16 protein-coding genes are annotated in these 13,625 nt (G+C 61.5%); 8 read left to right on the top strand and 8 right to left on the bottom strand.

Translation table 11 applies throughout. The features are described 5' to 3' along the window. Positions 1 to 20 precede the first annotated feature (20 nt). Complete coding sequence (gene ubiA / locus CS390_RS24200) at positions 21 to 911, bottom strand: 4-hydroxybenzoate octaprenyltransferase (protein WP_099776377.1); 891 nt, start codon at positions 909 to 911, stop codon at positions 21 to 23. Next, on the bottom strand, positions 911 to 1,474 hold the full coding sequence (locus CS390_RS24195; RefSeq protein ID WP_256587540.1) for a chorismate lyase: 564 nt from the start codon (positions 1,472 to 1,474) through the stop codon (positions 911 to 913). The genes ubiA and CS390_RS24195 overlap by 1 nt, the downstream gene beginning before the upstream one ends. Positions 1,475 to 1,631: 157 nt before the next feature. Here CS390_RS24195 and CS390_RS24190 point away from each other — a divergent pair, with 157 nt between their 5' ends. The 8 genes from CS390_RS24190 (at position 1,632) to CS390_RS24155 (ending at position 6,770) form a co-directional block, all read left to right on the top strand. Continuing rightward, on the top strand, positions 1,632 to 1,799 hold the full coding sequence (locus tag CS390_RS24190) for a rubredoxin (RefSeq protein WP_099776373.1): 168 nt from the start codon (positions 1,632 to 1,634) through the stop codon (positions 1,797 to 1,799). 30 nt (positions 1,800 to 1,829) lie between these two features. Next, positions 1,830 to 2,978 carry an NAD(P)/FAD-dependent oxidoreductase gene (locus tag CS390_RS24185; RefSeq protein ID WP_099776371.1) on the top strand — a complete coding sequence of 383 codons (1,149 nt, stop codon included), beginning with the start codon at positions 1,830 to 1,832 and terminating at the stop codon, positions 2,976 to 2,978. A 188-nt stretch (positions 2,979 to 3,166) separates the two neighbouring features. Next, positions 3,167 to 3,442, top strand: coding sequence for an HU family DNA-binding protein (locus CS390_RS24180; protein ID WP_065758133.1), 276 nt, complete (start codon positions 3,167 to 3,169; stop codon positions 3,440 to 3,442). A 275-nt stretch (positions 3,443 to 3,717) separates the two neighbouring features. Continuing rightward, complete coding sequence (locus CS390_RS24175; protein ID WP_099776369.1) at positions 3,718 to 3,939, top strand: hypothetical protein; 222 nt, start codon at positions 3,718 to 3,720, stop codon at positions 3,937 to 3,939. Next, positions 3,940 to 4,344 carry a hypothetical protein gene (locus CS390_RS24170; RefSeq protein ID WP_099776367.1) on the top strand — a complete coding sequence of 135 codons (405 nt, stop codon included), beginning with the start codon at positions 3,940 to 3,942 and terminating at the stop codon, positions 4,342 to 4,344. It abuts the gene before it with no gap. Continuing rightward, on the top strand, positions 4,341 to 5,243 hold the full coding sequence (locus CS390_RS24165) for a hypothetical protein (protein WP_099776365.1): 903 nt from the start codon (positions 4,341 to 4,343) through the stop codon (positions 5,241 to 5,243). The genes CS390_RS24170 and CS390_RS24165 overlap by 4 nt, the downstream gene beginning before the upstream one ends. Positions 5,244 to 5,266: 23 nt before the next feature. Beyond that, positions 5,267 to 6,268: a hypothetical protein gene (locus CS390_RS24160; RefSeq protein ID WP_099776363.1), complete on the top strand. Its 1,002-nt coding sequence runs from the start codon at positions 5,267 to 5,269 to the stop codon at positions 6,266 to 6,268. Between the two features lie 127 nt (positions 6,269 to 6,395). Next, positions 6,396 to 6,770, top strand: a complete 375-nt coding sequence (locus CS390_RS24155) for a helicase (RefSeq protein WP_065758164.1) — start codon at positions 6,396 to 6,398, stop codon at positions 6,768 to 6,770. A gap of 23 nt (positions 6,771 to 6,793) precedes the next feature. Here CS390_RS24155 and CS390_RS24150 read toward each other — a convergent pair whose 3' ends face one another. The 6 genes from CS390_RS24150 to exbB all read right to left on the bottom strand — a co-directional run bounded on the left by CS390_RS24150 (position 6,794) and on the right by exbB (position 13,506). Then, positions 6,794 to 8,194, bottom strand: coding sequence for an aminoacyl-tRNA deacylase and HDOD domain-containing protein (locus tag CS390_RS24150; RefSeq protein ID WP_099776361.1), 1,401 nt, complete (start codon positions 8,192 to 8,194; stop codon positions 6,794 to 6,796). Positions 8,195 to 8,272: 78 nt separating this feature from the next. Continuing rightward, positions 8,273 to 10,348: an ATP-dependent DNA helicase RecG gene (gene recG, locus CS390_RS24145; RefSeq protein ID WP_099776359.1), complete on the bottom strand. Its 2,076-nt coding sequence runs from the start codon at positions 10,346 to 10,348 to the stop codon at positions 8,273 to 8,275. A gap of 6 nt (positions 10,349 to 10,354) precedes the next feature. Continuing rightward, positions 10,355 to 11,275, bottom strand: a complete 921-nt coding sequence (locus CS390_RS24140) for a hydrogen peroxide-inducible genes activator (protein WP_065758136.1) — start codon at positions 11,273 to 11,275, stop codon at positions 10,355 to 10,357. 93 nt (positions 11,276 to 11,368) lie between these two features. After that, the gene (locus tag CS390_RS24135) at positions 11,369 to 12,106 is read right to left on the bottom strand and encodes an energy transducer TonB (RefSeq protein WP_065758137.1); all 738 of its coding nucleotides are present in this window, start codon (positions 12,104 to 12,106) and stop codon (positions 11,369 to 11,371) included. After that, entirely contained in the window at positions 12,103 to 12,528 is a 426-nt protein-coding gene (gene exbD / locus CS390_RS24130; RefSeq protein ID WP_099776357.1) for a TonB system transport protein ExbD, read from the bottom strand. The genes CS390_RS24135 and exbD overlap by 4 nt, the downstream gene beginning before the upstream one ends. Before the next feature lie 3 nt (positions 12,529 to 12,531). Continuing rightward, positions 12,532 to 13,506: a tonB-system energizer ExbB gene (gene exbB / locus CS390_RS24125; protein ID WP_099776355.1), complete on the bottom strand. Its 975-nt coding sequence runs from the start codon at positions 13,504 to 13,506 to the stop codon at positions 12,532 to 12,534. Positions 13,507 to 13,625: the final 119 nt, after the last annotated feature.

Genomic DNA, 13,625 nt, shown 5'->3' with positions numbered 1-13,625 from the left:
TGCTGACCGCCCAAGGGCGGTCAGCGTAGTGCGTAGTCGAGCACGATACCGATAAACACCAGCAGGCCGGCCCAGTGGTTGTGCAGGAAGGCCTTGAAGCATGACTCGCGATCCAGTTTGCGGGTCGACCAGTATTCCCAGGCAAAGCACAGTGCCGCGGCCACCAGCCCCAGGTGGAACCAGCTGCCGAGGCCGAAACGATTGCCGGCCATCAGCAGGCAGGCCAGCGACAACCCCTGAAGCGTCACAATGATGAACCGGTCGGCTTCGCCGAAGAGGATGGCGGTGGATTTGACCCCGATTTTCAGGTCGTCATCACGGTCAACCATGGCGTAGTAGGTGTCGTAGCCTACGGTCCAGAGCAGGTTGGCAATGTACAGAAGCCAGGCGATGGCCGGCAGCTCGCCGGTTTCGGCGGTGAAGGCCATGGGAATGCCCCATGAATAGGCCGCACCCAGGACTACCTGTGGGTAGTAGGTATAGCGCTTCATGAATGGGTAGCAGGATGCCAGCGCCACTGCGCCGAACGACAGCCAGACCGTGGTGGTATTGGTGCACAGCACCAGTGCGAAGCTTACGCTTACCAGCAGGGCGAACAACGCCAGGGCTTCGCGGCCGCTGATCTTGCCGCTGGCCAATGGCCGTTCGGCGGTGCGTTTGACATGGCCATCGACCTTGCGGTCGGCGAAGTCATTGATCGCACAGCCTGCTGCACGCATCAGGACGACCCCGAGGGTGAAAATCAGCACGTTGGCCAGTGACGGCGAGCCCTTGCCGGCGATCCATATGGCAGACAAGGTCGGCCAGAGCAGCAGGTAGATGCCGATTGGCTTGTCCATCCGGCTCAGTTGGATGAAGTCCCAGGCACGTGGGTGCAGGCGATTGAGGGACTTGAGCAGGCTCAGGTACATCAGCAGTCCTCCTGACGGATATTCGCGGCGTGCCACAGCGCCGGTAGAAAAGTTTCAGCAACCAAAACGCTCAACGCGCCACGGTCGAAGCGCGAACGCCTTGCCCACAGTCGATCACAGGCAACATCCGGCGGTAGCCAGGCCGAAGGGTAGCGGCATATTTCAATGGCCTGGCGGGTAAACCCGCGATCACAGAACAACAGTTCGCCGAGCGACCGGCTGCCAAGGCTCTCCAGGTCCAGCCCATCCTCTTCCAGTGCACTGCGGGCCGCCACGCTGCGGGCGAACACCCAGGGCTGGTCTTGCCCGAGCAAGTACACTTCGCGTACCCAGCCTTCGCTGCCAGGTGCCAGCCCGAGTGCCTGGCACTCGTCGTCGCGGAGCGTCTGCCAGCCTTCGCAAAGGGGTGTCACGCAGAATTGATCGGCGGATAATTGAGTCAGTCGACGGGTCAGGGAGCCTTGGTCGAACAACCAGTCGAGGGTTGGCGCGTCGACAGAGGCGGTCGGCAGCGGCTGTGGCTGCCAGTACGGAGTAGGCGCTAGCGAAGTTTCGTACGGCACGGTAGGTATGCGGTTACAGGCCAGTGAGGTGGCGAGCTTAGCATGATTGCCCGTTCCGGCTTGCATCGTGGCGTCGCCCTCCAGTACAAAGCCTTCCTGATGGTCGCCACCGCACGTTGCAGAGCGACCACGCCAAGCCTGAGTAGGAACCTTAGCAATGAAAAAGTGGCAATGTGTGGTGTGTGGGCTGATTTACGACGAGGCCGAAGGCTGGCCGGATGACGGTATCGAGCCGGGTACCCGCTGGGAAGATGTGCCTGCAGACTGGTTGTGCCCGGACTGCGGCGTGGGCAAGACCGATTTCGAAATGATCGCCATCGGCTGATCGATTTTTTAACGTACAAGGAAGCACTTCATGACGGCTCCAGTGGTGATTGTCGGTACGGGTCTTGCGGGATACAACCTCGCCCGTGAGTTTCGCAAGCTCGACGGCGAGACGCCGTTGCTGCTGATCACCGCTGATGATGGGCGCTCCTATTCCAAGCCCATGCTGTCCACCGGTTTTGCCAAGCACAAGGATGCTGATGGCCTGAGCATGGCCGAGCCTGGCGCCATGGCTGAACAGCTCAAGGCGGAAGTGCGCACGCACACCCGTATCAGTGGCATCGATCCAGGGCACAAGCGGGTGTGGATTGGCGAAGAGGCCGTGTCCTATCGCGACCTGATCCTGGCCTGGGGCGCGGAAACCGTGCGGGTATCGGTTGACGGCGATGCGAGCGAGGCGATTTTTCCGATCAACGATCTGGAAGACTACGCACGCTTTCGGGCTGCTGCCGCAGGCAAGCAGCGGGTGCTGATTCTCGGTGCCGGCCTGATCGGTTGCGAGTTCGCCAACGACCTGAGCAGTGGTGGTTATCAGGTCGAGCTGGTCGCGCCGTGCGAACAGGTCATGCCCACCCTGCTGCACCCGGCGGCGGCGCGTGCCGTGCAGGCTGGCCTGGAGGGGTTGGGTGTGCGCTTTCACCTTGGCCCGGTACTGACCCGTCTGCAGCGCGCAGCGGATGGCCTGGAAGCCCACCTGTCCGATGGCCGTGTGATCGCCTGCGACCTGGTGGTATCGGCGGTCGGGTTGCGCCCACGTATTGATCTGGCTGCGGCCGCGGGCCTGGTGGTGAACCGTGGCGTGGTGGTCGACCGTACTTTGCGCACCTCGCATGCGAACATCTACGCGCTGGGCGACTGTGCCGAAGTGGATGGGCTCAACCTGCTCTATGTGATGCCATTGATGAGCTGTGCACGTGCCTTGGCCCAGACCCTCGCGGGCACGCTGACAACGGTTAGCTATGGGCCTATGCCGATCACGGTGAAAACACCGGTATGCCCGCTGGTGATTTCACCGCCGCCGCGTGGCAGCGAGGGGCAATGGCAGGTTGAAGGGCAGGGCGCTGACCTCAAGGTGCTGTGCCATGATGCCGATGGGAACCTGTTGGGCTACGCACTGACCGGTACTGCGGTGATGGAAAAACTGGCGCTGAACCGCCAGTTGCCCGCGCTGATGGCGTGAATGCCGGGCGTTTTGTCGGATTTACCTATCCTTTGCCAACACAAAGGTCGCTCAGAGACTGGCGCGGCTTTGGGCGGCGTGCCATTCTCACACCCGTCTGCCGCAGTTTAGAGCCTGCGGCCCCTTGGGCGCTGCTCCCTGGGAGCAGCACGGCATAACAACAAAAAATCCGTCAAAGAGGCTTCACTATGCGTAAACCAGAACTCGCCGCAGCTATTGCTGAAAAGGCTGACCTCACCAAAGAGCAGGCCAATCGCGTGCTCAACGCCGTACTCGAAGAGATCACCAGCGCCCTGCACCGCAAAGACAGTGTGACCCTGGTGGGTTTCGGCACCTTCCTGCAACGCCACCGTGGTGCCCGCACGGGCAAGAACCCGCAAACCGGCGAGCCGGTGAAGATCAAGGCCAGCAATACCGTCGCGTTCAAACCTGGCAAGTTCCTCAAGGACAGCGTCAACCCATGATGCCACCTGGCAACTGATGCCATGAAAAACGGGTGCCCAGGCGGCGCCCGTTTTTATTTGCCTGCTCCCCTGCTTCTCACTAGCATACGTCGCCTCGGCCGATAGGGTGTATTGGCCGCAACGCGTTTCAGGGAAGAAGCGGCATACGCCTACTGCGTTATACCCCCACAAGACGGCCCGCCTGTGCGGTCGCTTCTTGCTGCGGTCCTGTCTGTATTCCCCCCTGTTCTGCGCTGATTATTTTCCCCTGGCCTTGCCCATGGAGCATTGCGCGGATGTACGTTGATGACGACTACTTCAAGGGCTACCTGGCTGGGTTGGCCGATAGCGACTTGTTCGGTTCACTGGCGATTGCCTGCCTGATCGGCCTGCTGTGTGGCCTGAACCCGCGTTTGTGGCACAGGGCCTGGCTACGGGTGCTGATCCTTGGTTGCCTGGCAACCGTGGTGGCGCTGCACATTGTTGGCACCTACTACATGAACACTCGGGTGGCCTAGATGATTCGCTGGCTAAAGGTAGTGCTCATCTATGGTCTTGCCGGTTTTCTGTTCCTGTTGCTCAACGATTACGGCGTCACGCTGTACAAGCAGCGCTATGGTGGCTTCACCGCCAGAGGGGTGGCAGCGGGCAGCATTGTCTGGTTGGTGTTCTATACCCTGATCGTGTTCAGCACGGTGATTGCCTTGCTGCCTCGCTGGAAACTCAAGGTGTTACTCAACGCCGCGATGGTCGCACTGATTCTGTACTGGCTGTTGCCGGATCATCCGGTGCGGGCCGGGTTTTTCAGCTGCCTGGCCGGCGGGGTGACGTTACTGGCGATAGGCCTTGAGCAGGTGTTTGCCCGTCGTCGGCCATCGGTTGCCCGGCAAAGCGTCGATGTGTCAGAGCAGGTGAACACGTGAAGTCTATTGGCCTAAGCCTGCTATGGGCTCTGTTGCCGCTTCTGGCGCAGGCCGAGACACGGCAGTTTCAACTGACACCCAGCTTCAAGGGCGCCACTCAGGTGCAGTTCGAGCGCCTGGCGAGCGACACGGGCACGGGGTGGCAAGGTCAGTTGCAAGGCGCCGAGGGGTTTACTGAAGCGCTGCCAGACAAGTGCCTGCCTGAGCGAGGCAACCCAGAGGTTGTCGATGCCTATACGGTCGACAGCACCAAGCCCTACCTGGTGGTGCTCTGTCGGTGGCCGGTTGATCATTCAGGCTTTGACACCTACGCGATCAAGGGCTGGGAGTACCGCGCCTTCGTATACACCTGGATAGCGGATGCACTGGTCAAGGATGAGGCGGCTTCGCAGGTGTTGTCCGGGTATGAGGGCAATATGGCCATCTACTGGATCAACTACCACTGGTACATCAGCCGACCCTTGGCAACGCAGAAGCTCAAAGAGCGGGTGCAAGGCCGTGAGCGGGACTCGCTGAAGCTGGCGCACAGGATTGTCCTTGAGCGCTTGAAGGCCAAGGACACCGAAGCGGTCAGTAGTTACCTGAGCCTCAGGGTCGCGCAGTTGCTGCGTGATGAACCCCTGACGGTAAGTAACGCACCGCTGTACAACGATCTCGGTTACGCCCTTCAAGAGGCGAGTTGGCAGGCGTCGGCGTATGAGCTGTTCAGCAAGGTCGAGCGCGTGGTGCCTGAGCGCGTGGTGTTGAAACTGAACATCGCCGATGCCCTGTGGGGCTTGTACAAGCCAAGCCAGGCAGCGGGTTACTACACCGCCTACATTGCGGCCATGCAGGCCGCTGGCAAGGAACGGCTGATTCCCGCACGCGCTCTGGAGCGCAGTCGCGGTAATACGCGCTAATCAACCAGGACGATTCAGCTCCCATGACATCCGCTAACTTCATTACTGCATCGTTCCTGGCCATGTTGTGGCTGTGCGCGTTCCCTATCACTGCCGTGGCCGCCCCTGCGGTATGTGCGGCCACGGATTTCACGGCGTTTCTCCGGGCCTTTTCCCAAACGATCGACGTGCAGCGCCAGGCCAGTGCCGGGCGCGTTTTCAGCACGACGCTAGAGGTCGTCGGCGACTCCGCACAACCCAGCGTCCGCGTGTTGCACGGCGATCAGTTGGCGCTGCCGTTGATGTCGGCCATTACCGATACAGGCATGGCGGGGGTGGAGGTACAACGGATCGACGCCCGTCATGTTCGGGTAGACGACAAGCGGGCAGGCAACGAGGCGATCAAGGCCTACCTGTTTGAGTACGCAGCGTGTTGGACGCTGGTGGCAATGGAGGACTGGTCGGTAGATGAAAGCCGTTTGGCAGTCAGCGGGATGCCGAACATGAGCCGTGCTGAAGAGATCTGCTACCTCAAGAGTGGAATTTTTCAGGGGCTGGGTGGTGTCGAGCGTTATCCACCGACCACCGAGTTCTTTGAAGCGGCACTGCAGAACAAGCTCTGCGCAGCGGCCTCGGGCAATCCACAGGCCAGCCTGGAGGCCGTCAGCCTCGGCTTTTCCGGCATGGCGCCGGCCCTGAGTGCAGAGGTCAGCGAGAAACTGCTGAGCCGCGCGGCGGAAACCCTGCCGGTGGCCGCCGCGTTGCTGGCACAGTTCTACTGCAATGGCACTGACGATACCCGTGACGGGCCGTGCCTGGACCCGGCGAGGGCCGAGGCAATGTTGATCAAGTCGGTAAAAATGGGTGGCTGGGAGACTTTGCCGATTCTTGCCAACCACTATGAGCAAGGCGACTTGCAAGGACGTGACCTGTCGCGTGCTTTGGCGTGCTACCGACTGGCTCAGGAAAAGGGCGTCGAGAGCGCTGACGCCAGCGTGCAACGCCTGACCGACCAAGGTGCCGTGGCAGGGGCGGCGTGTTATTGAAACACCCCGTTTTGGCGGCTTTCAGGACAAATGCCGGGCGCCTTTGTGAAAAGCTGGAAGGCGTATGGTGTTTTCGCAGCGAGACTATAAACTGCTTCGCCAGTCACTTTTTAGCCGAGGCGTGCACATGAAGTTTCGCTTTCTTCTCTGGGCTCTGGGATTGCTCATGGCCAAGGCCAGTCGCAACAACCCGGCGTTCCAGCAGCAACTGACCGACAAGAACCTGGTGTTTCAACTGCAGACCCTGGACGGCAAGGTTGCTCGGCATTTCATCGTCAAGGACCTGCGCGTCAGCAGCAAGGCCGGTACCCATCCGCAGCCGGCGTTTGCGATAGCCTTCAAGGATGCGGCCTACGGTTTTGCCACGTTGCAGGCCAAGAACAAGCAGTTGGCGTTCATGCAGGGGATTCAGGACAAGAGCATTCAGATCAAGGGTAATCCGGCCCTGGTGGTCTGGTTCCAAGGCCTGACCAAGTTCCTGAAACCGAAAAAGCAGGCCTGACCGCCGAGGGCCAGGCCATGTGGTCAGTTCTGGTTGAACTGTGAGGCCAGTTCGCGCAACAGCGACTCGGCTTCAAGTACCTTGTTGACCACATCTTCGGCTTTGCTGCGGCTCATGCCCAGGCGCTCAAGCAACTCATCCGGGATGCTTTCTTCCGGCCCTGAGCCGATGCCGCGGGCGCGCAGCAGGCGAACGGCCAGGCAAACCAGGTTGGGGAATGCAGCGTGGTCACCGTCGTAATGTGGGTCATGCTGGAAGCGCAGGGCCGTGGCCAGTTCGTCCGGCAAGTCCCAGAAACGCATCAGCCAGGCGCCGATCTGTTCGCGGCTGATGCCCAGCAGATGCTTCTCGACATAGCTGTGACACAGATGCGGGTTGACCTCCAGATGCCGGCAGATCAGCGAGAAATGCGGCGGGAACACATGCGCCAGCAGCAGATAGCCAAAGTTGTGCAGTAGCCCGGCGAGGTAGGTCAGCCCAGCCTCCGGCCGCTCGGCACGAGGCATGGCGCGGGTCAGGCCTTCGATGACAGCTGCGGTGTAGATCGATTGCTGCCAGTACGGTGTGGTCTGTTGTGGGTGATCTTTGGGCAGGCTGAGGGTTTTGCCCAGGGCCAGACCGAGTGCCAGGTTGATCACCAGGTCGAAGCCCAGCACGCGGACGATCGCGTCTTCCACCGAGCGAATCTTGCCCGGTGAAGCGTAGTACGGTGATCCTGCCCAACTGACTACCTGAGCAGCCAATGCCGGATCGGTTTCCACTACGCCGGTGATGTCGTCGATGGTGGCGTTGGGATCGACCCGCAACTTGATGATCTTCTGCGCCGTTTCTGCCAGCGGTGGAATCTCGATGGTCGATTCCAGACGCTGCTGGATGCGCCGTGCGGTGAACGCATGGACAGCCTGGGTGATCTCCTCGCGGTCATCATCCGGGCGGTCGAGGTTGGGCTGAATACTGCTCAGCAGTTCGCCGAAGCGCCCGGCACTGGCCTTGCTGAGCATTCTCTTGAACGTGTCACGTTCAATTTCCAGCAGCACGCCGGCTTCACCTGAATGAATCAGCAGGCTCGGCACGTCCAGCAAGCTTTCTTCGTACAGGCAGGGCGAACTGGTAAGGGCCGGAATGCCCGGCAGAATCTTCAGGCCGTGCTTGGCCAGCATCTGCTCCAGGCGTTTCAACGGCACGGCGGCAAGATCACGCCCGGTCAGTTCGGTAAGGCGCTTGAGGTCCAGTAGCTGGTTCTGCGGAAACAACACCATCAGCGCACCGACTGCATCGTCGAGCAGTACAGCCTGCACCCGACGCTCGGGCGGCAGCTGTGGGTGCTCGGTCACTTCACGGTAGGCGATATCCAGTTTGTCGAGCAGCAACCGGATAACAGACGGGGCTTGGGGGGTTGCGGCGTCCAGTGCAACTTCAGTCATGGTCTGTATCCAAATTCTTTACAGTCGCGAGAGTATAACCAGCTTGCGCCTTGAGCTGGATCGATTCCGTCGGGCGGATTACACCTGGCCATACTGCTGGCCATGGCGCAGCCAGCGTTCAAGCAGCGGGCTGACATGTGTTGGCCAACGAGCCAATAGTGCCTGCGCCGCATCGCGCACAGCAGGCAGCAGGTCGGCGTCACGCATCAGGTCGGCGACCTTGAACTGCAGCAGGCCGGTCTGACGGGTACCCAGCATCTCGCCAGGACCGCGCAGCTCAAGGTCTTTTTCGGCGATGACGAACCCGTCGTTGGTTTCCCGCATGATTCCCAGGCGTTCGCGGCCGATCTGCGACAACGGCGGATGGTAGAGCAGCACACAGTGGCTGACGGCACTGCCACGGCCCACGCGCCCGCGCAACTGGTGCAATTGGGCCAGGCCAAGGCGTTCGGGGTTCTCGATGATCATCAGGCTGGCGTTGGGGACGTCTACGCCGACTTCGATGACCGTCGTCGCCACCAGCAGTTGCAGACGGCCTTCCTTGAATTCGGCCATGACGGCGGCCTTCTCCGCAGGTTTCATGCGCCCGTGAATCAGGCCGACGCGCAATTCGCCCAAGGCGCTGCTGAGTTCTTCAAAGGTGGTTTCGGCGGCCTGGCAGGTCAGCTCCTCGGACTCTTCGATCAGGGTGCAGACCCAGTAGGCTTGACGGCCTTCAGCGCAGGCGGCGCGCACGCGCTCGACCACTTCAAGGCGGCGGCTGTCGACCACCAGTACGGTGTTGACCGGGGTACGTCCAGGCGGCAGCTCGTCGAGGATCGAGGTGTCCAGGTCGGCATACGCGCTCATGGCCAGGGTGCGTGGAATGGGTGTTGCGGTCATGATCAGTTGATGGGGACAGAGCCGGCCACCCACGCCTTTCTGGCGCAACGCCAAGCGCTGCTGGACACCGAAGCGGTGCTGTTCGTCGATGATCACCAGCGCCAGGTTGTGGAACTTTACTTCGTCCTGGAACAGGGCGTGGGTACCAACCACCATCGGTGCGCCGCCCGCGATCTGCTCCAGGGCTGAAACACGTGCCTTGCCTTTGAGCTTGCCCGCCAGCCAGGCGACTTCGATCCCCAGTGGCTCCAGCCAGCGCTTGAAGGTAATGAAGTGCTGCTCGGCCAGAATCTCGGTCGGCGCCATCAGTGCCACTTGGTAGCCGGCCTCCAAGGCCTGCAGGGCGGCGAGTGCAGCAACAACGGTCTTGCCAGCGCCGACGTCCCCCTGGACAAGCCGCAGCATGGGTTCGGGTTGGCTCAGGTCGTAGGCAATCTCGTTGCCGACCCGCTGTTGGGCGCCGGTGGGAGCAAAGCCCAGGTTGGCCAGGTATTGCTGTGGCAGCCGGCTGGCCTTGGGCAGCGCGGGAGCCCGTTGGGCCCTGAGGCTTTCGCGCAGGCGCTGCTGGGATAGCTGATGGGTCAACAGCTCTTCAAAGGCCAGGCGGTGCTGAGCCCAGTGCTGGCCCAGGGCGAGTTCGTCGACGTCGGCATCGGCGGGAGGGTGATGCAGGTAGCGGATCGCATCGTCCAGCGGTGCCAGTTGGTAGTCGCGGGCCAGCTCCTCGGGCAACCAGTCGGGCAGGCTGCGTGGGCCGAGCATCGCCAGGCTCTGTTGGCAGAGCTGGCGCAGACGTTGTTGGGTCAGGCCTTCGGTGGTGGGGTAGATCGGTGTCAGGGTCTGTTCCACCGGTGCCGGTTCATCGCCTGTAAGGGCGCGGTACTCCGGGTGGTAGATCTCCAGCCCCGATGCGCCCGGACGGGCCTCGCCGTAGCAGCGCAGGTACGTTCCGCGCTTGAGGCCTTCCTTCTGCGCATTGCTGAAATGATAGAAGCGCAGGCTCAGCACGCCACTGCCGTCGCCCAGACGCACCAGCAGGCTGCGGCGTTTGCCCATGACCACGTCGGCACCGCTGACCACCCCTTCGATCACGGCGTCCTGGCCAGGGCGCAAGGCCCCGATCGGGACGACCCGGGTGCGATCCTGATAGCGCAGTGGCAGGTGGAAGAGCACATCCTGAAGGTTTTCCAGACCGACCTTGGCGAGCTTTTCCGCCATGGCTTCGCCTACGCCCTTCAGCGCAGTGACCGATACCTTGGACAACTCGGTCATGGCTGCTTACTGGCTGACGGGTGGCTTGGCCACCGAGCACAGGCGGATCGAGTCGGCGAGGATCTCGATAGCCTTTGGCCGCGGGAAGCTCGCACGCCAGGCAATGGCCACGGTGCGAAACGGCGCTGGCGGGCTCAACGGGCGAACTTCAATGATGCCGGGCGCATAGTGATGACTGTGGACCGCCGACAGTGGCAGCACCGAGACACCGAGGCCGGAGGCGACCATATGACGGATGGTTTCCAGCGAGCTGGACTCGACCGTGGTGTGCTTGGCCGCATCGCTGCCCTTGTTCAGGGTGGGACAGGCTTCCAGTACCTGGTCTCGGAAGCAGTGACCTTCGCCCAGCAACAGCAGGCTCTTGTCGTTGAGCAGGCTGGCATCGATGGTTTGCTTCTGCGTCCAGGGGTGCTCGCTGGGCATCAGTACGTAGAACGGTTCGTCGTACAGCGGCAGGGTCAGCACATCGGCTTCATTGAACGGCAGGGCAACGATCACCGCATCCAGTTCGCCATTGCGCAGCTTGTCGCGCAGCACGTGAGTGAAGTTTTCTTCAATGTACAACGGCATCTGCGGGGCGACCCGGTGCAGTTGCGGAATCAGGTGCGGAAACAGGTAGGGGCCGACGGTGTAGATGGCGCCGACCTTCAGCGGTGCAGTCAGCTGATTTTTGCCTGCCTGGGCCAGCTCGCGGATGCCTTGAGCCTGCTCCAGTACTTTCTGGGCTTGCGCGACGATGCTTTCACCCACCGGCGTGAGGCGCACGGCGCTCTTGCTGCGCTCGAAAATCAGTACGCCAAGCTCGTCCTCCAGCTTTTTCACGCCTACCGACAGGGTCGGTTGGCTGACATGGCAGCGCTCGGCGGCGTGGCCGAAGTGCTGCTCCTGAGCGAGGGTGACGATGTAGCGTAATTCTGTAAGGGTCATAACGTGCGTCCAAGAAGTTGCGGCCCCAGCATAGCGGCTGCACTCGATAGACGCACGTTATCAGACTTGCCTGTTTATGACAGGATTACCCGTTCAGCGTCTGTCCAGCGAGTAAACGAATGGGGCAACCACTTCGATACTGCCATTGTTGAGAAGCTCTTTTGGCGGCGCGGGTACCGGTTGAGCCTTGCGGATCATATCCAGCGTCGCACGGTCCAGCGCTGCACTGCCCGATCCAGCGGCCAGGGAGTAGGACAGAATCCTTCCTTCGCCATCGACCACGAAACGGAGCCGGTTGATGCCTTGCAGCCCACGTCGACGCGCGTCTTCCGGGTAGCGCTTGTACTTGCCCAGATGGCGCAGCAGGTCGCTTTGCCACGTTGGCAAGGCGTTACTGTTGCTCGCGATGCTCGGCTTGGGCGCGGCGGATTGCTGCGCGGGCGCGGTGCTCGGCGGTGTATCGACGGCTTTCTCTTCTGCCGGCTTTTGCTCCACAGGCTCCGGCTTTTTCTCCGGCTTCGGTGGTTGTGGCTTCGCCTTTGGCTTGTCCGGTTTTGGTACGGCGATCTTCGGCTTTGGCGCCTCGGCCAGTTTCGGCATTGGCGGGGCTTCGACCGGTGCCGGTGGCTGTGGCGGTGTCACGACCTTGGGCGGAGGCGGTGGTGCCGGCTCCGGCATCGGGGCCATTGCAACCATCATTGCTGCCGGTGGCAGCTCAATGGCCTGAGGCACCGACCAGTTGAGCATCAGCAGGACGGCAACGGCATGCACCGCCAGCACAATCGCCAGGCTACCGCCGTAACGCGTCAGTTTATGCCGCGTCTTGATCATTTCTTGGCTGCCGTCTCAAGTCCGACCAGGCCGACCTTCAGGTAGCCGGCCGCCCGCAGGGCATTCATCACCTCCATCAGGTCTCCGTAGTCGACGCCTTTGTCGGCCTGGAAGAAGATGGTGGTGTCCTTGTCGCCTTTGGTCTTGGCGTCGAGTACAGCGCCGAGTTGCTCACGCTGAACCTGCTCGTCGCCGACATACAGGTTTTGATCGGCCTTCACGCTGAGGAAGACCGGTTTCTCCGGCCGCGGTGCCGGCTTGGCCGTGGAGGCGGGCAGATCGACCTTGATATCGACGGTGGCCAGGGGCGCTGCGACCATGAAGATGATCAGCAGCACCAGCATCACGTCGATGAACGGCGTGACGTTGATTTCGTGGTTTTCGGCGAGATCGTCGCCGCCCTCGTTAAGATGCAGGCCCATCGCTTACCCCACTTTCACCATGTGTGGCTGAGCGATGCGCTCGCCTGGCTGTTGGTCCAGATCGCGGCTGACCAGCAGCAGTACCTGGGCCGACGCGTCGGAAACCTGTGCCTTGTAGCCGGCGATGGAGCGGGCGAAGACGTTGTAGATGACCACCGCAGGAATCGCTGCAACCAGGCCCAGGGCCGTCGCCAACAGGGCTTCGGCGATGCCGGGGGCGACCACAGCCAGGTTGGTGGTCTGGGTCTTGGCGATGCCGATGAAGCTGTTCATGATGCCCCAGACCGTACCGAACAGCCCGACGAAGGGGGCCGTTGAGCCGATGGTTGCCAGCACGCCGGTGCCGCTGCTCATGTTGCGACCGCTGGCGGCGACCAGGCGCTCCAGGCGGAAGCTGACACGCTCCTTGATGCCTTCTTTCTCGCGGGTATTGGTCGAAAGGCGCATTTCTTCGAGGGCATCATGGACCAGCAGGTGGGCCAGGGTGCCTTCGGTATTGGCAACGCTGCTGGCTTCCTTGAGGCTCAAGGATTTCTTCAGCAGGGCGATGTCACCCCGCAGGCGACGTTTGGCGCCCATCAGCTCCAGGCCTTTGGCAATCCAGATGGTCCAGGTGATGATCGAGGCAATGGCCAGACCGATCATGACCGCCTTGACCACCACGTCGGCGTTTTTGTACATGCCCCATGGCGACAGATCGTGGGCCATGCCCAGGCTGGTGTCTTCGGCAACGGCTGCTGCACCTTCGCTGGCGTGGCCTTCGAGTGGTGCTACGGCAGGAGTGGCGGATTCGGCAGCTGTTTCGGCGCCAGGCGTGGCGGGTTCAGCAGGGGCAACCGCTGCCGCTGGCGAGCTGTGTTGTACAGCTGGCTCATCGGCCATGGCCGCAGGCGCCAGTACCAGGCTGAACATCAGCGCGGCGATAGTGCGCCAGGCGCGCGACGGGGTTGGCAAAGCGGAAGAAGGGATACGTGTCATGCTGGCCCGACCTGATGAAAAAGAAAGAGGTGGATGCTCTCCAGGCCTCGAGGCAGGCCGAGAACAAATTGGGTTGCCATTATTGCAAGTAATTCTTGTTAGCAAAAGTAATAAAGTAA

The organism is Pseudomonas sp. HLS-6 (genome assembly GCF_002753995.1).
Taxonomy (GTDB): domain Bacteria; phylum Pseudomonadota; class Gammaproteobacteria; order Pseudomonadales; family Pseudomonadaceae; genus Aquipseudomonas; species Aquipseudomonas defluvii.
This window is presented reverse-complemented; position numbering and strand designations above follow the sequence as displayed.

What these genes read in the sequence shown, in the direction of transcription:
- ubiA (WP_099776377.1), bottom strand. Translation starts at nt 911, where the DNA reads ATGTACCTGAGCCTGCTCAAGTCCCTCAATCGCCTGCACCCACGTGCC.
- CS390_RS24190 (WP_099776373.1), top strand. Translation starts at nt 1,632, where the DNA reads ATGAAAAAGTGGCAATGTGTGGTGTGTGGGCTGATTTACGACGAGGCC.
- CS390_RS24185 (WP_099776371.1), top strand. Translation starts at nt 1,830, where the DNA reads ATGACGGCTCCAGTGGTGATTGTCGGTACGGGTCTTGCGGGATACAAC.
- CS390_RS24180 (WP_065758133.1), top strand. Translation starts at nt 3,167, where the DNA reads ATGCGTAAACCAGAACTCGCCGCAGCTATTGCTGAAAAGGCTGACCTC.
- CS390_RS24175 (WP_099776369.1), top strand. Translation starts at nt 3,718, where the DNA reads ATGTACGTTGATGACGACTACTTCAAGGGCTACCTGGCTGGGTTGGCC.
- CS390_RS24170 (WP_099776367.1), top strand. Translation starts at nt 3,940, where the DNA reads ATGATTCGCTGGCTAAAGGTAGTGCTCATCTATGGTCTTGCCGGTTTT.
- CS390_RS24160 (WP_099776363.1), top strand. Translation starts at nt 5,267, where the DNA reads ATGACATCCGCTAACTTCATTACTGCATCGTTCCTGGCCATGTTGTGG.
- CS390_RS24155 (WP_065758164.1), top strand. Translation starts at nt 6,396, where the DNA reads ATGAAGTTTCGCTTTCTTCTCTGGGCTCTGGGATTGCTCATGGCCAAG.
- CS390_RS24150 (WP_099776361.1), bottom strand. Translation starts at nt 8,194, where the DNA reads ATGACTGAAGTTGCACTGGACGCCGCAACCCCCCAAGCCCCGTCTGTT.
- recG (WP_099776359.1), bottom strand. Translation starts at nt 10,348, where the DNA reads ATGACCGAGTTGTCCAAGGTATCGGTCACTGCGCTGAAGGGCGTAGGC.
- CS390_RS24140 (WP_065758136.1), bottom strand. Translation starts at nt 11,275, where the DNA reads ATGACCCTTACAGAATTACGCTACATCGTCACCCTCGCTCAGGAGCAG.
- CS390_RS24135 (WP_065758137.1), bottom strand. Translation starts at nt 12,106, where the DNA reads ATGATCAAGACGCGGCATAAACTGACGCGTTACGGCGGTAGCCTGGCG.
- exbD (WP_099776357.1), bottom strand. Translation starts at nt 12,528, where the DNA reads ATGGGCCTGCATCTTAACGAGGGCGGCGACGATCTCGCCGAAAACCAC.
- exbB (WP_099776355.1), bottom strand. Translation starts at nt 13,506, where the DNA reads ATGACACGTATCCCTTCTTCCGCTTTGCCAACCCCGTCGCGCGCCTGG.